Source organism: Mycobacterium sp. NTMscope_Eco_3, from assembly GCF_976985685.1.
In genome coordinates this window covers 13,592-33,219 of sequence record NZ_CDRJYZ010000002.1, presented here as the reverse complement: position 1 = coordinate 33,219, position 19,628 = coordinate 13,592, and the positions used below count along the sequence as shown (strand labels likewise).

Below are 19,628 nucleotides of genomic sequence, written 5' to 3'. Positions count from 1 at the left end.
CGCACAATGTCGTACGTTGCCCACTGCGTCTTGCTCCGATGCCCGACCGTCCGTCAGCGCCGCCCGACCGGCGAGGAAAGAGGCGCCTGTCGTCTGGTGCTTATCCGGCCGAAATCATCAAATAAGCCGCGGCGCAGCTTGATTTACGTTGCCTCAACGGGTTTCATCGAGCTATGACATCATCAGCCGACGACCTGGTCACTGAATTCTGCAACCTCTGGGCAACGCCCGACGCGGAGCAGTTGGCCGGCTATTTCACCGAAGACGCGGTATACCACAACATTCCGATGCAGCCGCTACACGGGCGCACTGCGATCAAGGAGTTCATCGAGGGGTTCACCGCCGCAGTCGACGGCATCGACTTCCGAATTCATCGGCAGCTCAGCAACGGCGAGCTAGTGATGAACGAACGTACGGATGTGCTGCGACGCAAGGACGGCGGTGAAATACATCTTCCGGTCGCGGGAGTCTTCGAGATCCGGGACGGACGGATCGCGGCATGGCGGGATTACTTCGACATGGCCGCGATCACCAGCGGCTTCAGCTGATACTCAGGCGAAGTTTCTTCCCGCCGGGCGAAAGCGGCGCAATCCCAACCGGATAGCTTTCCATCGACCGGTTGCCCTTCGCCGCGACGTCTGCGGGCCGTACCCAGGCCACCAGCTCGCCTCGCGGAGCAACGTGGCGATGGCGGGCACCATGAGAGTCCGGACGACGAACGTATCCAAGAGCAATCCGCATCCGATGATGAAACCCATCTGAACCATCGTCGCAATGGAGCCGACCATCAACCCGAACATGCTCGCCGAAAAGATCAAGCCTGCGGAGGTTATCACCGAGCCGGTGCTGGCCACAGTCCGCAGCACTCCGACCCGAATGTTGTTGGCCGACTCTTCGCGGAGCCGCGAGATGAGCAGCATGTTGTAGTCGGCGCCCACTGCGACGAGGATGATGAACGACAACAGCGGCACCGGCCAGGTGATGTCATGGTGCAGGCCGTACCGGAATATCGCAACGCCCAGGCCCATTGCGGCGGCGTAATTGAGCACAACGGTGACGAGCAGATACAGCGGCGCCAGGATCGCCCGAAGAAGCACAACCAGTATCAATCCCACGATGATCAAGGTGGCGATCGCGAGCCGGACGAAGTCGTCGATGAGTAAGTGCTGGATGTCGGCATTGACCGCGGGAAAACCGACCATCGAAACCTTGGCACCGGCCAGCGACGTGTTCGGCGTCGCCGCGGCCGCGACGTCAGCAACCTTATGAACGAGCGCCATCGCCTCAGCGGAGTAGGGATCATACTGCGACTTGATTTCGAACCGAACGGTCTCGCCGTCCCTTGATACAAACTGGCGAGCAACGTCACCAAATCGCTTGTCCAACAGCGTATTCGGCGGCATATAAAAGCCGGCGGATGAATTCGCTCCCTCGGAGCCGCGGGCCGATTCCTGCAGCTGTGCCGCTATCTGACTCATACCGGTGACTAGCTGGATGTTGCTGTCGGCCAGCGTGTGAACCCCGACAGCCAACGCCCGCGCACCCGAGGCGAGTCGTCCGATGCCGCTTTGCAGCAGCCGGATCTGGCCCGCAAGACCGGCATTTGGGCCCCCGGCGCCTTTCATGCTGCGGCCAAGGGTCTCCGTCGCAGCTTGTATCTGCGCTATCGTCGGCTCGACGGGCATGTCGCCCGTCTGGGTGCTCAGCTGATCACCCAGGTCGGCGATCTGATCGAAGAAGCCACCGTTGCGCAGCGAAACGAGCGTCTGAACGTGTGCACGTAACGTGACGCACTGCGGAGTCTCGGCGCACCATGGTGCGCTGTCCAGCGTCGCGGCCAAAGGTTCGATCGCCGCGATGGTTTCGGCTGCCCGCAACGCCAACGGCCGTAAACTCGCGCGGTCCTGAACAAGGCGATCAATGTTGGGCCCCATCGCGTTCAGCTGGGTGAGCAGAGCGCGATAGCTCTCGATCTGACCACCGGCCCGTTGCACCTGGTCGAGCAGACCCGTCATCGGGCCGAGAGCTGATTGGATGCTGGTATCGAGCTGGGTCAGTCCGTCGGCCAACCGGTCCGCCCCGTCGGTGAGTTGCTTCAGCTGACCTTTGCGGCCCTCAGCGTCGACCGCGGCATCGGTGAGCTTCTCGCCAATTTGGCCATTCTGCCAAGCTAATTCCGCTTGCTCGAGACGTCTGCCGGTTGGCCGGGTAACGCCGACTACCTCCGTGACGCCCGAGATCTGCGAGACACGCGAGGCCATCTCTTCCAGATCGGCGAGACCAGTGCCGGTACGCATATCTTTCGGGGACTCCACAAGTAAAAACTCGGTCATCGTTGTGTCCCTGGGGAAATGCCTGTCCAGCAACCGATAACCTTTGTTGCTGGCGGTGTCGGCCGGTTGCGCCTTGCGGTCGTCATAACTGATCCGCATGGTGAGACAAATCGAGCCCAGCGCCACCAAAATCAGCAAACTGATCGCTAACAATGGCACCGGTCTGCGTACCACAGTCACGGCGATGCGGTTCCAGTAAGCTCGCGTCCGATCCGCGCGGGGTTCGCCAACGCCGCGTTTAGCGGCCAATACCAGCACCGGCGGCAGCAACGTCACCGAGGCGACAAAGCCGACCAGCACGGCAATGGCGCACGCAGGCCCCGATGTGGCGAAGATGTTCAATTTTGCGAATGCCATGGCCACCATGGCCAACGCGACCGTCGCGGCCGAGGCGAGGATCACCCGGCCGATCGTTGCGGTGGCGAGCACGACTGCGAGGTCCACCGCGACGCTTTGTCGTCGTTGCTCGTGATACCGGCTGATCAGAAAGACCGAGTAATCGGTACCGGCACCCAAAAGGATGACGGTCATGAATGCGATCGTGAACTGCGACACCGGCATTCCGATTTCACCGAGGCCCGCCAGAATGCCTCGTCCGACCGCCAAACTCAGACCAATGACAAGTAGCGGAAGCAGTGCGGTGAACACCGAGCGATAAACCAGTAACAGGATCGCGGCGATCAGACCGGCGGTGGCCAGCGAGATAATCAACAGATCGCTGTTGGCGGCGACGATCTGATCGCTCATCGTGGCGGGTGGACCGGTAACTTCGGCGACGGTTCCGGTGCCACGGAAGGCTTCAGTCGCGATATCGCGAACCGACTGCACCGATTCGGCCGCCCGGGGGCTGCCCAGAGTGCCTGCGACCCCGACCGGCAGGTACCAGGCTTTACCGTCATCGCTTGTCGCCTGCCGCGCAGTCGCTGGATCGGCCAGCAGGTCCCGGACCAGTTCCACTTGGCCGGAGTCCGCACGCAACCTCTCAACCATCGCCGAATAGCGCTGTCGCACTGGCGGAGTCAGGCCACCGGAGTTTTCCATCGCGACGACCACCGTCGTCGTCGAGCCAACCTCGCCGAAAGCTCTCCCCATCCGGTCCAGCGACTGAAACGAGGCGACATCCCGAGGAACCGGATCCACCGATTGCTGCCTGACGACGGACTCCAACTGCGGAAACGCCAACGCCAACACAATCGCAAGACCCAGCCACGCGCCGATCACCACGGCCTTATGCGTCAGTGCGAACCGAGCAACCCCAGCCAGGACCGCACTGTGGTGCTCGGCGTCAGTGGATCGCGTCATGGTCGTTCACCATGTCCGGCACGAGCGCCGGATAAAGCCTCTGGCCGGGCCGGCCCGAAATCTTTGGCAGCCACCCAGCCCCTGAAGCAGCGTCGACGGTCCCGCTGCGCGGCGGTCAGCATCACGTACGCAACATACAACATAATTCGCTGTGTGTCGCATACCGGCGATGTCCACGCGGCGGCGCTGCGCGCAATCCTCGCCGGATTAAGCGATCAAACCCGTCGACGACGCGGTGTTCGCTACCGTTAATGCGGGGACACCGGTCCGACTGAGGAGATCCGAAGCCAGATGCCAAACGATGCCCAGCGCCGGCGCTGGAAATACTTGCGCGGCACACCATACGTCCAGGCCGAATTGTGACGCCGAGCCGACTCCGAGTCGTTAAAGGCGGCACGCGCGCCGGCACTTGGGGCGATCGCCCGCCGACTGACGACGACGAGGCTCGCAGCCGCCTGCTCGATGCGGCCGAGGCCTGCTATGAGCGTCACGGCGTCAGCCGCACCACGGTCGACGACATCGCCAGGGAAGCGTCAGTGCATCGTACGACCGTGTACCGCTACTTCGGCTCACGTGACGACGTGCTGGCGTTCGTGATACTGCGCGATTCGGCCGGCGTGATCCAGGGCGCCGAGCGGTCGATGAACGGCAATGGCCCATTCGGCAAGCGGCTACTTGATGCGCTCGACGGTGCGATCGCAGCGGTGGAGAAATCACGCTGGCTGCGTGTGTTGTTTTCGCCGGAAAGCCTCACCATGACAGTGGCCGCCGCGGCATCCACCGCCTTCCGTGACCGCATCCGCGAGGCGCTGCGACCATACGTCGACGCGGCGAAGGCAAACGGCGAACTGCGAGAGCAACTCGACCCCGACGCAGTCGCCGACTGGCTGGTGCGGGTTGCGCAGATGTTGCTGATGGATCATCTCGCCGGAAGCCAGCACCATACCCGCATGGACAGGCGCGCGACGCTGCGCAACTTCGTCATCCCGGGCATCCTCAGCCCCACCGCCGCCGACGCCGCGACAGTACCGACACCAACGAAGAGCGCGAAGCGATAGTTGACCATTCGACACGGACGCCGTAGGCCCCAAGCGATCGCTCCAGCGGGATTCCCAAGCGTCCCGGGACAACCGTCGGTTCTAGGATCCGCAACGAAGATCAGAAAACCCGTCCGCCACCCGTTGGCGGCCGTTGCTCACGACGGTGGTGTCAGGCTGATATGCGCGGGTTGGGTACCGCAGGACGATGATTTGGATGTGAACGGTACTGCTGTCTACAGGCGGCCGTCATAGGCAGTCGTCATTCGAATCGCCTTGTGGCTCATAGGTTCTTTGCAGGTTTGCTCACGCACCGCGCCAACGCCGGGCTACCAGGGCCAGTCAAGTATTTGATGTGGCGACTTATCGCATGGTGGCCAGCGACCAGCACCAGTCGGCAAATTCGCGGTCGATCGCGACGTTGGCCACTAGTGGGTTCATGCCGCGTTCGGTGAACTGCGCCACCGCGTGTTGAGGCGTCGGTTACCGGCGTGGCCGCGAGCCCGCAGGGCCGGATCGACCTTGGCGCCCAGCTGGCCCGCAGGGTGGGCCCGGAGGTGCTGCAGGACTTGCGGTGATGCCAGGCCGATTCGATCAGTAGCCGTCGGACATGCGTGCTGCCCGCTTTGGTGATGACCCCTGGGCACGCGAGCTGCCCGATGACTACTCGCAGGGCACCAGTAGGACGTAGGCGCCGATCGAGGACCCGGTGAACCGCGACCAGTCACCGATCTCAACTGTCAACATCTTTAACGACCCGTACAGTGACTCGGACTTACGCCAGCCGTGCTGGTGGGGCTCGTAATAGCCAGCCAGGATCTCGATGATCGTGGCATCCCACAGGGCTTGTTTCGAAGGCGCTCGCGTGGCCCAAGCGTGAAACGTTCGCGGAGCGATCGGCACGCTGTGCTCAGAGAGCACGAGACAGATCGGAGCAACCCCGAACCGGTCCCGATGGACGGCGATGAACTCGCAGACCGAACCGGTCAGCGGCGGTTGCGCGGGTCGCTCTCCCGCACGAAGAAAGATGTGCAGCCTTGAATATTTCGGCGGTCTGCTCGAGCTCGACGTTACGACGTCGCAAGGCCCGGATCTCTCTCGCTGCCTCGGTGGTCACCCCGGCACGATCACCGCGGCCGACCTAATGCTGAGCGATCCAACTGCGCAACGTCTCAGCGGTCATCCCCAACCGCTTGGATACCGCGGTGATCGCCGCCCACTCACTCGGATAGTCATCACGATGCTCCAGCGCCAGACGGACGGCCTTGGCCCGCGTCTCCGGGTCGTATTTGCTCGCTATGAAATGCACCTTCCCAAGAAGGAGATTGCGCAGCAAACAAGGGGTCACTCCTTCCATCAGCAGCCCAGACTGTCAACAACCTCATTCAGGTTTAGAACTAGAAGGTACGGTACTGGACTGTACTACTACGACGGTTCTATCGTGGGCGCTGTGTCCCGGATCGCCGATGGTCCCGCGGACTCCTCACGGTGGTCGCCGCGGGAGGCCGAGTTGCTTGCGGCGACGATGGGCCTGCTACAGCAGCACGGGTATGACCGGTTGACGGTGGACGCGGTGGCGGCCACCGCCCGCGCCAGCAAAGCGACGGTGTACCGGCGATGGCCGTCGAAAGCCGAATTGGTGCTGACCGCATTCACCGAGGAGACCCGCCAGGTGGTGGTCCCGCCCGATACCGGCACACTGCGGGGAGATTTGCTGGCACTTGGGGAGTTGGTGAGCCAACACACCCGCCAGCACGCCAGCACCATCCGCGCGGTGCTTGTCGAGGTGTCGCGTAACGCCGCGTTCAACGAGGCGATACGGCATCAGTTCCTCGAACAGTGGAAAGCCTTGATCCAGCACATCCTGAAGCAGGCCGTCGACCGCGGTGATATGGCCGGCGCGGCCATTAACGACGAACTTTGGGACCTACTGCCCGGCTACCTAATGTTCCGGTCCATCATCCCTAGCCGACCCCCCACCGGTCGCACCGTGCAACTCCTCGTTGACTTCATCATTCCCAGCCTCACCCGACCCACTGGGTAAGGCGGTTCAGCCCCCTGATTGCCTTCGGCGACGCCTCGCAGGCGTGAAAATGTGGTCGGGGTGCCCACCCGACGCCGTTTCACTCTGGTTTGTGAGCCTGTGGTTTAGCCTGGCGCCGGGCCCGGCCTCGCGCGTCACGTCCTGTTGCTTCGAGCAGCCGGTCAGAATTTTGGTTCCTCGACCGAGGTCCCAGGAAACCTCCAATGAAATATCGGTGGGGAGAGGACCAGCGAAGTGAAATTCGAGCAGGCTGGTCAACATCCGCGACGTGAAGAACGACAAGTTGGACGCGGTGTGGCTGGCCACGTTCAGCGAGAAGGCCACGCTGCGGCCATCGTTCGTGCCGCCCGCGCCGGTGCGGCGGCTGCACGATTACACCCAGCTGCGGGCCGACTTGACCGGTGTTCAGAGGCGGTTGATTCTTGACGTTTCTGTGTCGTTCGATCCTTGACACTCTGTTTGTTGGTTAGGCTGGTGCACTGGTGCGCAGGGTCCGCTTGTATCGTATCTCGCCGTGGCTGATACGCGCCGCGGTTTTGACCAGATCCTTGCCAATCCAAAACCGCAGCAGATCACCATCAACGTGGACATCGCAGCGGGCTCGAGCATAGTGGCGTCCGACGCTAACTTGTTGCCAGGACACGCACACGATGTCGTTGGCGCACACCGGCCGGCTGACCAACCGTCCCCGGTGCTCTCGTCGCCACCCCGTGGCGCTGACACCGTTGCCGGCGAGGTTGGGGCTGCTGGAGTGAACCGTAGCGCCGGTGTGGCCATGTCCAGTGACTGATGCGGCCGGGGCCGTCGCAGCCGTCCGTGAGCAAACTTGAGGTCAGCGAACATGCGGCCAAAACGCCGGTCAAGGCGGTGTCAGGCAAAGACAGCCACGGCTACGTAGCGAGAGCGATGTAGGTTATCAACGAATCCATGACTGCTCAGCTCAGGGAATGGCTGCCAAGTCCTCGGTGCCGGCCGGCAGACACGAGGCCACTGTTGAGGAAGGCAGTTCTCGCGCCTCTCCTGTGGGAGGAGGTTCAGTCGCCAAAACGCAAATTCGTGCGGACATAGAACAACGAATAGGCGCCGTACACCGAGACGAAATATCAGGTGTGCTCGCCGAATCGCTGTCCGAGGGCGTGGTTCTGCAGTCGGCACTGGGACCTGCCTCGGATCGGGGTTATGGATTTGAAACATGTTGTCCACCAAACTGATCGACGTTCCCAGTTCACGTCTATCCTGTTCAGCGAGCGGCTTGCCGAGGCAGGCATCCAGCCATCGTTCAACATTTTGTGCAGGCCGGTTTGCACCGCGTTGCGGACGCCAGTCCAATCGCGATCGGATAGATACGGGCGAAGGCTATGTTGCAGAACCCGCGAGCACGAACGGCCAGGCGATGGCGGCGAACAGCAAAAGCCAAGCGATCGCGGCGAACACAATGCCACCGGTGGTGGTGGGAGATTCCGAGACCTCCAGCAACATGCCTCTGCTCGGCGAGCAACAGGAGTTGCTTCGATAGATTTGCTGCTTGTTGGCCTCGACACGGGCCAGCCGTTCGATGTCCTCCTCGAGTAGCACCGGATTGGGGGCTGGCGCCCAGTTGTTGATGGTTGTCGGCGACCCGAACTCCGGTGGAGTGCACTTCGCCGGGGCTACCACGGCGGGTCGGTCATCGAGCAGGGTCATGGGACTACTCCTTCGCGGCGCCTTCACGTTTCTGGGCCAGTCAAGGAGCTTCCCCTGGGGATTGGAACCAAACCTGGTTGCCCGTTATAAGTTTTCGGCGCAGGCTAGGGCCGGGTCGTTGCTGTCTTCGACGGTGACCTACTGCTGCGCCTATTTCGATGAGAACCCAGACGGGCAGCATTTGACCCAGGCGCTGGAACAAGCCCAATAAGCCAAGCGCAAGCTCTCGTCGGCAGGCTCTTTTCCGGATGTTGGCGTCAGCGAAACGCTGAGGTCTTCGCTGTAGGCGTCGAGTGTGATCGCGTGTTAGTCGGATAAGACCCCAGGGGGTAAGGAGTAGGTCAGTCGCGGCCGAAATGCGTGTTTGAAGTGGGGATGGCGGGCATTTCCTAGGACCGTCAATTGTGGACGAACGGTGAAGGTGGCGAGACGATGAATCCGATCACGCGCGTCAAAGCTGCTGCAATTCTGGCCGCATCGGTGCTGTTGCCTCTGAACCCCGGGCGGTCCACCCGTGCTGCGAGTAAACACCACCTCGACATCAGCACACCCCGCTGCCGCGGCCGGGCCACCAATGATCACACCCGCCGGCACTGCAGCACGACAAACGTTGCGACACAACACTACCGGGCTATCCGACCTGCATTCACGCGGCCAAAACCCCTTAAGCAATCACCTAAACACCGAAGTCACCCAAACGCGCGCCCGCGGTGGTGCCACCATCTCCAAAGGCCCGCGCCCTCGGCTCACTTGCCGTGTCGCCTCCACGGCTATCTGGGGAACATTTTCTGTTCCGAATTAGTGCCGTCGCCATGATGACACGACGGCACTAGTTCTGCTCTAATGGTCAGATCAGGTCTGTCTTCAGACTGCAGGGCGGCCCGTCATTCATCACGGCGCTGGGGGGCACCGCGCGAGGAAAAGAGCGCGCTATGAGCCCTGTCTTTCACATGTCGCATCCGTCAGTCGCGCAGGACGCCGAGCCGCATCGGAGGCTGGCGCATGAGCGCGCGCCACTACGGATCACCAGCGAGCGCAACGGCTCGGCGGTCATCATTCAGTGGGCGGCGAGGTCGACGCCGGCACCGAGGACATCTGGGACAATCTGATGAACAAGATCGGTCCGACCGCCATCGCGCCGGGACCGTTCGTGGTCGACGTTTGCAACCTGCGTTTCCTATCGTGTGGCGCACTTTCCTTGCTAGGCCAACAGGCACGACGTTGTCGACGCCGCGGGATCACCACCTGTCTGGTCAGCAACCAGCCGATCGTGGCGCGAATCGTGGCGGCCGGCGGTCTGCGTCCGCTGCTATCGAACTATCCGACCGTTGAATCGGCACTATCGGCTGCGGCCGCTTGAGCCATCTGACCGGTGCGAAAGGCTGACGGGCCAAACGCCCGCCCGACGAAAGGGTAACCATGGGTACCGACCTACAGCGTGGATGGCGACCAACGAGCGTGGCGACCGCAGCTGCTGTGCTGGCGGCAGTGATCGGGTCCATCGGCACTGCGCTGCCGGCTCGGGCGGCTGGACCCGAATTCCTGCAGGTGCCCTCGCCATCGATGGGCCACAACATCACCGTGGAATTTCAAAGCGGTGGAGCGCCGGCGGTGTATTTGCTCGACGGTTTGCGTGCCCGTGACGACCGCAGCGGCTGGGACATCGAAACCAACGCATTCAACGACTACGCCGGTTCGGGCATATCGGTGGTCGCGCCGGTCGGCGGGCGCTCGAGCTTCTACGCCGATTGGTACGGCTCGGCAAATGGCCAAACCTACAAGTGGGAAACGTTTTTGACCAGCGAGCTGCCTGCATACCTTTCAAGCAGAGGTGTTCGGTCCAGCCGCAATGCCGTGGTGGGGGTATCTATGTCGGGCTCCTCGGCGCTGATCTTGGCGGCCTATCACCCAGGGCAGTTCGCCTACGCCGGCGCGCTGTCGGCCTTGCTGAATCCCTCCCAGGGCAGCGGTCCGACCTACATCGGTTTCGCTATGAACGACGAGGGCGGCTTCAACCCCCAGGACATGTGGGGGCCGACCGGTGGCCCCGGCTGGCAGCGCAACGACCCCACCGTGCAGGCCGGGCGCCTGGCCGGCAACAACACCCGATCGTGGATCTACAGCGGCAACGGGACACCGTCGGAATCCATCGGCCAGGGAAGCCTGCCCGGCCAGGTGATCGAAGAGGTTATTTTGCAAAGCAACATCGCTTTCCAGAACGCCTACACCGGGGCCGGCGGTCATAACGCCACGTTCAACATCGACCACAACGGCGTACACAGCTGGGGTTACTGGGGTGCGCAGTTGTCGGCGATGAAACCCGACATGCAAGCCACCCTCGGCGCCCGTGCAGGATCAGCGACGTGATACCTCCACCAGCTCACGCCGGATACATCCAGGATGAAATATCCTGACGCACCCCATTATTGGGGTTCGCTCGAACCGTTACGGTCACGCATCGGCTGCATTTTCGCCTCGACGCTACGTGGCAGATGCACGTTCTGCCGCGTCGCGGCAAGAAAGCCATGACCAAGCTGATCGAATCGGTCCGCCGCGAGGTGCCCGCCGGTACCGGAAGAGGGCTAGATCACGTTAGTTCAGGTGAAAACAGTGATATTAACCGGTAACCGCGCATATTCATTTCCATCGTATTGCTAACCTTGACCGTCGTTAGTGGCCGCAGAATTAAATGATCGGGGCGGGAGTCGCTTTGCTCGGCGGCGCCACGCAGGTCGAGTTGCATCCATCGACGTCGTGCCAGCGGCTGCGTTTCTAGGCCGACATGCCGGTATAGGCCCATTGCGCAGGTCAGCCACCCGAGGCCAGCGCCTTGAGTTTGCGGCATGACTCGCGGATGTGTTTTGCAAGGTCGCGGCCATCGGTGCTGTCGATCCAGCCTTCCTTCGACGGCGACCTCGAAAACCGCGACTCCTGCCATTGCAGTCAGATTCGCGGTTAGGCCGCCCACGCCGCGTTAGCACAACGCATCGGCTATCCCTGCGGCGAGGCCGGAATACTTGCTTAGTCCCGCTCCTGAAGCCCCGTGTTGGCAGTAATAACAGCCTGGCATTGGCGCGCCGCCGACTGGGTGATGGGCTCAAAGTACGAGAGTCTGGCTTCGAGGCCGACAGGGCAGCGACGGCATCAATCGGCGATGCCGAGTCGGGAGCGTCTGCGACGGCGCGCACAATGTCGATGCCCACAACTGGCGGTGGAAGTGCACCACGACCCCTATGACTTGTCGAGGGTCTGGGTACGTAATCGCCACGACGACGCCTGGCTGGCAGCGACGTGGACGCACCTGCGGATCTCGCCCGTGCCGTGCGGCGTGGCGCTGTGGCGCCACACGTTTCTCCTATGTCAAGCCGCTGCCGGGTGGCAAGGCTGTTGACGGTTTTGTTCGTCGGTTCGCAGGTGATGAAAGACGACGCGGCTAATGCGGTGTTTGAGGCAACGTAAAGCTTCAGCGGTGGAATCACGCTCGGTGAGCCGCTTGCGGTAGTAGGCCTGTCCGAGGCCGTCGAGGCGGATCTGGGTGACGGCGATCCGGTGCAGGGCGGCGTTGAGTTGGCGGTTGCCCGATCGGGTCATCCGGACCCGGCCGGCAGTGTTTCCCGACCACACCGGGACAGGCGCCACTCCGGCATGACGTGCGAAGGCAGCCGCGCTTTTAAACCGGGTCACGCCGGCGGTCTCGCCGACTAGTTTGGCCGCGGTCAGCTCCCCGCAGCCCGGAAGAGAAAGCAGCACCGGGGCGACGTGGCGAACTCGCTGTCCGATCCGCTTGGCCAAGGCGTTGATCGTTTCGGTGAGCCGGCTGATATCAGCCAGCTCGTCACGAGCCAACTCGGCTACCAACCCGGGCACGGTGTCTAGCCAGTCACCCAGGATGCGGCGGTGCTTGGCCAGATCCAACGAACGCGACTTCGGGGCGCGTTCGGGATCAAGTTCGTGCACCCGCCACAACAACCGGTTAATCGTCGCCGTGCGTTGCGCCACAAGGACTTCCCGGCGATCCACTAATAACTTCAACTCACGTGACACCTCGTCATGCGAGGCGACCGGCAGATCGGGTTCACGCAAGAATCCCCGCGCAACGGCAAGCGCATCGATCGGGTCAGACTTGCCCCGCGTACGCGCGCTAGCCCGAGTTTGGGCCATCAGCTTCGGCGGCACCCGCACCACCGACTGACCAAAGCCCATCAGGTCACGCTCCAACCGGGCCGACAGATGCCGGCAATCCTCGATCGCCCACACCACATCGGCGCCGAAGCGCTCCCGAGCCCACATCACCGCCTCGCCATGGCCCGCGGTCACGGCTTTGACGACCTTCTCGCCGATCTTGCGCCCGACCTCGTCGACCGCGACAAACGTGTGGGTGCGCTTGTGTACATCGGCTCCAACAACAACCATGGTGGTTGCCTCCTTCACTGTGAGGTGACGGTTGGGCCGGTCGGCGGACAAACCTCAGTGGGGGCGGATGCCACGCTCCTATCAAGTCACGCCGGCCGGTCCTTCACACCTGATGCCGACAAAACGTATGCACGCCAACCCGAAGGCGGCACCGACGGTACGAGCCAAACATCAGGTGATCAGGATCCAACCACCGCAACAAGCGGCACCTCACCCTGACACTGACCGCACGGTAGCCACTGCATGGGCACTTAGAAGGCCCAGGAAGCCGAAATCGCGGTCATCGCCCGGGATCTGATGGACCGAGCCGCAGCGGGCTTAAAGGATCAGACGAAAGTCGAGCGCCGGGTGACCGGACGAACCCACGCCGCCAGTGCCGGTCGTGACTGGCCCGAATCTCGCGAGAATAACAGCGTCGGCAGCGGCGGTCAGCAGCGAGGCGTACAGTTTCGGTAGATCATTACGTTGGCTAAGTACCCAGATGTTCAGGAGTAGCGATGGCAGGCAGCGCGCGGTTCGACGGCGACACGTGGGACCTGGCGACCAGCGTCGGGGCCACAGCCACCGTTGCGGCTGCCGCACGAGCGGCGGCCGGCAGAGCTTCGACGCCGTGATCAACGATCCATTCGCCGAGCCGCTGGTCCGCCGGGTGGGGATTGATTTTTGCACCAAACTCGCCACCGGTGAGCTCCAAGGCCTCCGCGCCGACGCGGCAAAAGGCATGCGGGCGATGATCGACTGGATGGCGGTGCGCACCAAGTATTTCGACGACTTCTTTCTCAACGCCGCCCGGGACGGCATCCGGCAAGCCGTCATCGTGGCCTCAGGATTGGATGCCCGCGCCTACCGGTTGCCGTGGGCGCCCGGCACCATCGTGTTCGAAGTCGACCAGCCGCAGGTGATTGAATTCAAGACCGCGACGCTAGCCGAACTGGGCGCACAGCCAATGGCGGATCGGCGCACGGTGGCGATCGACTTGCGCGACGACTGGCCGGCGGCACTGCAACGGACCGGTTTCGATCCAGCGCTGCCGAGCGCCTGGATCGCCGAAGGGCTGCTCGGCTACCTGCCTGCCGACGCTCAGGACCGGCTGCTCGACCAGGTGGTAAAGCTCAGCGTGTCTGGCAGCCGCTTCGCCACCCACTGGCATCCCACCAACGCCGATGACCTCGATGAGGACGAATTCCGGCGGCGCACGGGGAACCAGTCCAATTGGTGGCGAGAACTCGGTTTCGATCTCGACTTTGCTGAACTGCTGTATTTCGGCGGTCGGTCGGACGTGGCTGCCTTTTTCGCCACCCGTGCGTGGGAGACCGCTGTCCGCAGCAACGCGGACATGCTAGCCGAGAGCGGGCTGCCACCGATCGATGCTGCAGATGCCTCGTTCGCCGAAGTGGTCTATCTCAGGGCCGACCTGAACTAGGAGCACCATGGCACGCAGCGACAGCGACAGTCGGGATCTAGCTTCCAGCGTGCGGGCGGCGGCGACGATAGTGGCTGCACCGCGCGTATTGGCCAGCATCGAACCCGAGCCGCTGATCAACGACCCGTTCGCCGACCCGCTGGTACGCGCCGCGGGCGTCGACTTTCGTCCGTCTGCGCGACGGCGAACTCGAAGCCCCCGACGGCTCGAGTTCGGGGAAGGCTTCGACGATGGCGGGTGACCGCTGTTGCGTGATCGGGTGTGGAGCGCGAATCGGTTGGTTGCGGATTCGGACCCAGACCCAACCTTCGTATTGTGCGTCGCTTACGTGCGCCGCGGTGAGCGAGGAGTGCTGCGAACGACGCCGGCCTGTCTCCGGAGGCACCAGTCATGCCTCAGCAAGTAATGAGCCGGCCCGCGGCCCTATTCATGGATAATGTAGATTATCCATGATAGCGCGTAAAACGCGTTGCTAGACAAGCATGATTGGTGCTGGACGCCGACACGGTGAGGTGCCCGCACCTACACCCGCCGCCGGGGGCAAGCCGCCGCAACACCAGGGTTCGCTCAGGAGAAGATCGACACCGGCTTCTAGAGATTCACCGCGAAGCGGGTCGCCGGTCGCTGCGCACCAGACCATCGTCGCCGCTGGCTGTCCGTTGTCGTTCTATCTGAGGCAGGTGCGGGCGTCTGACCTGCGGTGCCTCAGATCAAATGGCGATCCTGTTGCGGGTGGTTTGTCATCTGATCTGAGGTAAATAGGCCGGATCCTGGCCGCCTACGGGGAGGCGTGTTCGTCGGCGGCTCGCTGGCGTGGGGTATGGCCCTCGAGGGGTTCCGACCCGGCCGCTGGGACGTGCTTGGCGCCCCTGGTTTTCCTGGCCGGCGTTGCCGTGAACATGTACGCTCCTCGCGGCCACTAGCTTTCGGCCGCAATCGCCCGTCGCAGCGCGGTCAGTATGACGTCACGGCTGGGCAGATCCAACCGACAGACGTCACCCGTCGGCGGCCGATCGGGACGCATCACATCGGTGCCGTCAATCAGTATCGACGGTGACGGAAAGGGTCCGACCCGCTCAACGATCGCCGTGTTGATCCCGACCACGGCCAAACAGTCGACCAGCATTTCATGGGCCGTTGCCGCGTTCGGACAGCCCGGGCTGCTCAGAATCTCAATCCGCATCCCACGGTCTCCCAACACCCGTCATTAGCATCTCAGGTGGGATGCTCCTATAGATTGTCAAGGGCTGACCGCTGGGTCTTCGGGTGTGGGTGTGAATCGTGTTGGGCGCGTGAGTTCCTGGTAGATCTCGCGGGCGATGGCCCGTTTGAGGCAGCGCATGATGTCCTTCTTTGACAGTCCTTCGGCGGTTCGCCGGCGAGCATAGGCGCGGGTGCGTTCGTCATATTTCAGCCGCACGACAGCGACGGTGTGAAGTGCTTTGTTCGCTGCCCGGTCGCCACCCCGGTTGAGCCGGTGGCGGTTCGTGCGTCCCGAGGATGCCGGGATAGGAGCAACACCGGCGAGATGGGCGAAGGAGGCCTCGGAACGAAGCCGTTCGGGGTTGTCGCCGGCACTGACCAACAGTTGTCCGGCGACCTCGGTGCCGACGCCAGTCTTGGCCAGCAGACCTGGAGCAGCAGTGGTGGTCAGCTCATCCAAGACGATGTCGAGCTCTTTGATCTCGTCATTGAGCGCCAGGTGGCGGCGAGCCAGGGATCGAAGCGTAAGTCTGATCGCTGCCGCTGGCGCCGAGAGGTCTGTTCCGGGGCGCAGACGCGACAGCGCCTGGATCAATGCAACGGTTCCCAACGGTTTCATGTGCTCACGCAAGTCCATCGGGCCGGTGATCAGCAGTCCGCGAATCTGGTTGATGCACTGAGTCTTTGCCTTGACTGCCGATCGCCGAGCCACGCGAAGACAACGGATGGACTCCACGATGCCGTCTCGTGATTTCGGAACGCTGTCGGCTCGCCCGGAGGCTACCGCTTGGGCTGCTGCGTAGGCATCAACGGGATCAGACTTGCCATTGGCGCGCCGGGTCGCACGGTCGGGCCGGTTGACCTCGAGCACCGCCAGGCCCGCTGCCGTCAACACCCGGCCCAGTTGGGCTCCGTAGGTTCCGGTGCCTTCCACTCCCACACCGGCGACCGATCCGATCGAGGAGATCCAGTCCAGGAGGCTGCGGTAGCCGTCCGGATCGGCGGGGAATTCTCGGTCGCCGAGGTGGCGTCCGAGTTGGTCGATGACAGCAACGTGGTGCGTATCGGCGTGGGTGTCGACCCCGACAAAGACAGCGGTCGATGCGGCAGGCATTGGCCTCCTTCAGTGGTACTGATACGGACAGCACCCTGAGCGCGGGCCGATGGGACAAGACAGTGATGGGCCCCGTTGCTACGACAAGCTCCTATAAGGTCACCAAGCACGCCCTCAACGGGTGCATGGGCTCAGTGACGGACCGGCAGATCCCACTCAAAGGCAGCCATCCGGCGCCGGTCAATTTTCGGGCCAGGCCCGCCACCAAGCTCCGAAACAATGATCACTGTCAATTTTCGCGACCCGGTGACAGTTGCAGCCGGAGTTCGACGCGCCCGGTAGCTCGGCGATTTCGGGTACGCCGTGGCAGGCGCACTCCCTTGCGGCGAGTTCAAGCCGCGGCTCGCCGCTGCTGCGGTCGCAAAGTGTGCCGAGACGCGTCTATGCCGGCCATTTCTTGCGCCTGCTCGGCTGCGGTCTGCCCTAGCCGGACCAAATCCGCTCGCTCCTGGACCGAAAGCGGCTGTTCGCCAGCGACATCTGGCCGCTGGCCGTCACCGCTGCGGGCCTGGGACATCAGCCACCGCTCATCGCGCACCCATGTATGCAGCAGGCTCGTGTCCACGTTTAGCTGGCGGGCTACCTCAGCGACTCGCCGCTGCCCGTCGATCACCATGTGCGCGGCCGTGACTCGATACTGCGGGGTGAATGAGCGCCGATGTTGTGGCATACCTACTGGCTTCACGAATCCCACGTCGCGCTATCTGGGATGTCCACCATGTGGGCGGTCTGGGGCGATCCTTGTCGGGTGTGGCGGCCGAAGCGGCGTAGCCGCAGCGAGTTGGTGACCACGCTGACCGAGGAGAGCCCCATCGCCGCTCCCGCGATGATCGGGTTGAGCAGACCGAGTGCGGCTAGGGGGATCGCGGCGGTGTTGTAGCCGAAGGCCCAGCCAAGGTTCTGGTGGATCGTGCGCAGCGTCTGCCGCGAGAGCGCGATCGCCTCCACAACACCGTCGAGCCGGCCGGACATCAGCGTGATGTCGGAGGCCTCGATGGCCACGTCGGTGCCGGTGCCGATCGCAATGCCCAGATCGGCCTGCACCAGCGCGGGGGCGTCGTTGACGCCGTCGCCCACCATCGCGACCACCCGCCCCTGGTCTTGTAGCCGCTCGATCTCGGTGACCTTGTCCTGCGGCAGCACCTCAGCCAGGACGTGATCGATGCCGACCTGTGTGGCGATCGCGGCGGCGGTGCGCGCGTTGTCGCCGGTGATCATGGCGACCTGCAAGCCCATGGCGTGCAGTTGAGCGACCACGTCGGCGGCGTCGTCCTTGACCGTGTCAGCGACGGCGAGCACGCCCACAACGTGGTCGTCGCGGCCGACGAACACCGCGGTGCGGCCCTGCTCTTCGAGTTCGGCGGCCGCCGCCGCAAGGTGCTCAGGCAGCAGCAGCTCGTGGTCGTCGACAAGTGTGCGACGTCCGACCAGCACGGTGCGGCCGTCGATCTGGGCCTGCACCCCGTGGCCGGCGAGGCTGGCGAACGCCGTGGCGGCCGGAATCTGCAACCCCAGCTCGCGCGCGGCCGCGACGATCGCCGCGCCGATGGGGTGCTCGGAGCCCGACTCGACCGCGGCGGCGATCTGCAGCACCAGATTGGGCTGGCGCCGCTTGCCGGCAATCACATCGGTGACCCGCATCTGGGCGCGGGTCAGCGTGCCGGTTTTGTCGAACACCACGGTGTCGATCTTCTTCGACGCTTCCATCACCTCGCCGCCTTTGACCAGGATCCCCAGCTCCGCGCCGCGGCCGGTGCCGACCGTGATCGCCGTGGGAGTGGCCAGGCCCAGCGCACACGGGCACGCGATGATCAGCACCGCCACCGCGGCGGTCATACCGGCGACCGGGTTGGCGGCGATCAGCGTCCACCCGGCAAACGTCACCGCGGCAACCCCGACGACGGCCGGGACGAACACCGCCGAGACCCGGTCAGCCAGTCGCTGTACCGGCGCCTTGCCGCCCTGTGCCTGCTCGACCAGGCGCACAATCTGCGCCAGCGCGGTATCGGCGCCGACGGCGGTGGCGCGCACGGTCAGCAGCCCGTCGATGTTGACCGTCGCACCGGCAACACGGTCGCCCACCGATTTTTCGACCGGGACGGACTCGCCGGTCAGCATTGACTCATCGACGACGGCGCGCCCGTCGGTGATCTCGCCGTCGACCGGGATCTTCTCCCCAGGCCGTACCCGTACCAGGTCTCCGACTTGTACCTGATCAACCGGCACGAGAATTTCTTGCCCGCCGACGAGCAGGCAGGCTTCCTTGGCGCCCATCTCCAAAAGCTTGCCGATCGCCTCCGACGCCTTGCTCGTGGATCTGGCCTCGAAATAGCGACCCAGCACCACGAACGCAATGATCAGCGCCGCCGTCTCGAAGAACAGTGCGCCACCGGCGAACAACTCATACGTGGAGTAGCCGAATGCGGTCAATGTGCCCAGTGTGATCAGCGTGTCCATGTTGGCGCTTCCCGCCCGCGCCTGCTGCACCGCGCCGCGCAGGAACGGCCACCCGGCGACGAATTGCACCGGTACCGTCGCCGCGAACGCCAACCACCCCGCCCACGGATAGGCGCCGAACACCATCGTCGACACCGACGCCAGCAGCGCCAACGGCATGGCCAGCCACAACCGCCGCAACCAGTTCCGCTGCTCACGCCTGTTCAGTTCACCCGAGGACGCCGTGCCGCACGCACCGCCCTGTCCCTGCCCGCAGCCGCCACTACCCTCGGTGTCGCGCGGCGCGTCGCTATCGGGCCGGGCGCCCAGTAATCGGCGGAGTCCACCGATGGCCTTGCGCACCACCCCGGGGGTGCGCGCATCGCCGGAATGCGGGGCACGGGTGGGCACCAACTCTGCAGGGATGTGCTCGGCTACGCCGATCGCCGACAGCACCGCCGCGGTGTCGCAGCGCTGCGGCGAATACTGGATCACCACCGATGCCGTGCGCGGATAGGCCGTCACCGCCTGCACACCGGGCACCGTGGCCAGAGTCTCCTCGATCGCGACGGCCCGGACCGCATCGACATGAAATCCGGTGATGCGCAGCCGCATCCGCCCGGACGCGTCCGATACGACC

Annotated in this window: 13 protein-coding genes and 6 pseudogenes; 9 read left to right on the top strand and 10 right to left on the bottom strand. The window is 63.7% G+C overall.

Annotated elements, in window-relative coordinates; genetic code table 11:
• Nucleotides 1-173: 173 nt before the first annotated feature.
• The gene (locus tag AC0KTM_RS28555) at nt 174-548 is read left to right on the top strand and encodes a limonene-1,2-epoxide hydrolase family protein (protein ID WP_047324127.1); all 375 of its coding nucleotides are present in this window, start codon (nt 174-176) and stop codon (nt 546-548) included.
• A 3-nt stretch (nt 549-551) separates the two neighbouring features.
• On the opposite strand, the gene AC0KTM_RS28550 is transcribed toward AC0KTM_RS28555, so the two are convergent.
• Nucleotides 552-3,635 carry an MMPL/RND family transporter gene (locus AC0KTM_RS28550; RefSeq protein WP_082147679.1) on the bottom strand — a complete coding sequence of 1,028 codons (3,084 nt, stop codon included), beginning with the start codon at nt 3,633-3,635 and terminating at the stop codon, nt 552-554.
• Between the two features lie 359 nt (nt 3,636-3,994).
• Here AC0KTM_RS28550 and AC0KTM_RS28545 point away from each other — a divergent pair, with 359 nt between their 5' ends.
• Nucleotides 3,995-4,693: a TetR/AcrR family transcriptional regulator gene (locus tag AC0KTM_RS28545; protein WP_052955364.1), complete on the top strand. Its 699-nt coding sequence runs from the start codon at nt 3,995-3,997 to the stop codon at nt 4,691-4,693.
• A gap of 342 nt (nt 4,694-5,035) precedes the next feature.
• On the opposite strand, the pseudogene AC0KTM_RS28540 reads toward AC0KTM_RS28545, so the two are convergent.
• Both AC0KTM_RS28540 and AC0KTM_RS28535 read right to left on the bottom strand, forming a co-directional pair.
• Nucleotides 5,036-5,416: pseudogene (locus AC0KTM_RS28540) on the bottom strand (transposase); the annotation flags it as partial.
• Nucleotides 5,417-5,972 (bottom strand): annotated as a pseudogene (locus AC0KTM_RS28535) (transposase); the annotation flags it as partial.
• A 138-nt stretch (nt 5,973-6,110) separates the two neighbouring features.
• Between AC0KTM_RS28535 and AC0KTM_RS28530 the strand changes: the two are divergent.
• Together AC0KTM_RS28530 and AC0KTM_RS28525 are read left to right on the top strand one after the other, a co-directional pair.
• Nucleotides 6,111-6,716 carry a TetR/AcrR family transcriptional regulator gene (locus tag AC0KTM_RS28530; RefSeq protein ID WP_082147681.1) on the top strand — a complete coding sequence of 202 codons (606 nt, stop codon included), beginning with the start codon at nt 6,111-6,113 and terminating at the stop codon, nt 6,714-6,716.
• 268 nt (nt 6,717-6,984) lie between these two features.
• Entirely contained in the window at nt 6,985-7,167 is a 183-nt protein-coding gene (locus AC0KTM_RS28525; RefSeq protein ID WP_047324130.1) for a hypothetical protein, read from the top strand.
• Nucleotides 7,168-7,182: 15 nt separating this feature from the next.
• Here the strand turns inward: AC0KTM_RS28525 and AC0KTM_RS28520 are convergent.
• Nucleotides 7,183-7,514: pseudogene (locus AC0KTM_RS28520) on the bottom strand (IS481 family transposase); the annotation flags it as partial.
• Between the two features lie 558 nt (nt 7,515-8,072).
• Nucleotides 8,073-8,399: a hypothetical protein gene (locus tag AC0KTM_RS28515; RefSeq protein WP_047324131.1), complete on the bottom strand. Its 327-nt coding sequence runs from the start codon at nt 8,397-8,399 to the stop codon at nt 8,073-8,075.
• A 1,060-nt stretch (nt 8,400-9,459) separates the two neighbouring features.
• On the opposite strand from AC0KTM_RS28515, the gene AC0KTM_RS28510 reads away from it, so the two are divergent.
• Together AC0KTM_RS28510 and AC0KTM_RS28505 are read left to right on the top strand one after the other, a co-directional pair.
• A complete protein-coding gene (locus AC0KTM_RS28510) occupies nt 9,460-9,759 on the top strand; it encodes an anti-sigma factor antagonist (protein WP_231614276.1) in 300 nt (99 codons plus the stop codon).
• A 59-nt stretch (nt 9,760-9,818) separates the two neighbouring features.
• On the top strand, nt 9,819-10,766 hold the full coding sequence (locus AC0KTM_RS28505; RefSeq protein ID WP_047324133.1) for an esterase family protein: 948 nt from the start codon (nt 9,819-9,821) through the stop codon (nt 10,764-10,766).
• 993 nt (nt 10,767-11,759) lie between these two features.
• On the opposite strand, the gene AC0KTM_RS28500 is transcribed toward AC0KTM_RS28505, so the two are convergent.
• Complete coding sequence (locus AC0KTM_RS28500; RefSeq protein ID WP_192579510.1) at nt 11,760-12,830, bottom strand: IS110 family RNA-guided transposase; 1,071 nt, start codon at nt 12,828-12,830, stop codon at nt 11,760-11,762.
• Between the two features lie 479 nt (nt 12,831-13,309).
• Between AC0KTM_RS28500 and AC0KTM_RS28495 the strand changes: the two are divergent.
• From AC0KTM_RS28495 to AC0KTM_RS28485, 3 pseudogenes are all read left to right on the top strand, one after another.
• Nucleotides 13,310-14,235, top strand: a pseudogene (locus AC0KTM_RS28495) (SAM-dependent methyltransferase).
• Nucleotides 14,236-14,242: 7 nt separating this feature from the next.
• Nucleotides 14,243-14,401 (top strand): annotated as a pseudogene (locus AC0KTM_RS28490) (SAM-dependent methyltransferase); the annotation flags it as partial.
• A 595-nt stretch (nt 14,402-14,996) separates the two neighbouring features.
• Nucleotides 14,997-15,158 (top strand): annotated as a pseudogene (locus AC0KTM_RS28485) (YnfA family protein); the annotation flags it as partial.
• Here AC0KTM_RS28485 and AC0KTM_RS28480 read toward each other — a convergent pair.
• The 4 genes from AC0KTM_RS28480 to AC0KTM_RS28465 all read right to left on the bottom strand — a co-directional run bounded on the left by AC0KTM_RS28480 (nt 15,155) and on the right by AC0KTM_RS28465 (nt 19,603).
• A complete protein-coding gene (locus AC0KTM_RS28480) occupies nt 15,155-15,418 on the bottom strand; it encodes a hypothetical protein (RefSeq protein ID WP_007172605.1) in 264 nt (87 codons plus the stop codon). The pseudogene AC0KTM_RS28485 and the gene AC0KTM_RS28480 sit on opposite strands and share 4 nt — an antisense overlap.
• 57 nt (nt 15,419-15,475) lie before the next feature.
• Nucleotides 15,476-16,552, bottom strand: a complete 1,077-nt coding sequence (locus AC0KTM_RS28475) for an IS110 family RNA-guided transposase (RefSeq protein ID WP_238955752.1) — start codon at nt 16,550-16,552, stop codon at nt 15,476-15,478.
• A gap of 331 nt (nt 16,553-16,883) precedes the next feature.
• A complete protein-coding gene (locus AC0KTM_RS28470; RefSeq protein WP_033718757.1) occupies nt 16,884-17,222 on the bottom strand; it encodes a transposase in 339 nt (112 codons plus the stop codon).
• Nucleotides 17,223-17,233: 11 nt separating this feature from the next.
• Entirely contained in the window at nt 17,234-19,603 is a 2,370-nt protein-coding gene (locus AC0KTM_RS28465) for a copper-translocating P-type ATPase (RefSeq protein WP_089150873.1), read from the bottom strand.
• Nucleotides 19,604-19,628: the final 25 nt, after the last annotated feature.

Excerpts from the sequence above, each read along its gene's own strand:
- AC0KTM_RS28475 (WP_238955752.1), bottom strand. The coding sequence starts at position 16,552 with ATGCCTGCCGCATCGACCGCTGTCTTTGTCGGGGTCGACACCCACGCC.
- AC0KTM_RS28555 (WP_047324127.1), top strand. The coding sequence starts at position 174 with ATGACATCATCAGCCGACGACCTGGTCACTGAATTCTGCAACCTCTGG.
- AC0KTM_RS28480 (WP_007172605.1), bottom strand. The coding sequence starts at position 15,418 with ATGCGGATTGAGATTCTGAGCAGCCCGGGCTGTCCGAACGCGGCAACG.
- AC0KTM_RS28515 (WP_047324131.1), bottom strand. The coding sequence starts at position 8,399 with ATGACCCTGCTCGATGACCGACCCGCCGTGGTAGCCCCGGCGAAGTGC.
- AC0KTM_RS28550 (WP_082147679.1), bottom strand. The coding sequence starts at position 3,635 with ATGACGCGATCCACTGACGCCGAGCACCACAGTGCGGTCCTGGCTGGG.
- AC0KTM_RS28505 (WP_047324133.1), top strand. The coding sequence starts at position 9,819 with ATGGGTACCGACCTACAGCGTGGATGGCGACCAACGAGCGTGGCGACC.
- AC0KTM_RS28470 (WP_033718757.1), bottom strand. The coding sequence starts at position 17,222 with ATGCCACAACATCGGCGCTCATTCACCCCGCAGTATCGAGTCACGGCC.
- AC0KTM_RS28465 (WP_089150873.1), bottom strand. The coding sequence starts at position 19,603 with ATGCGGCTGCGCATCACCGGATTTCATGTCGATGCGGTCCGGGCCGTC.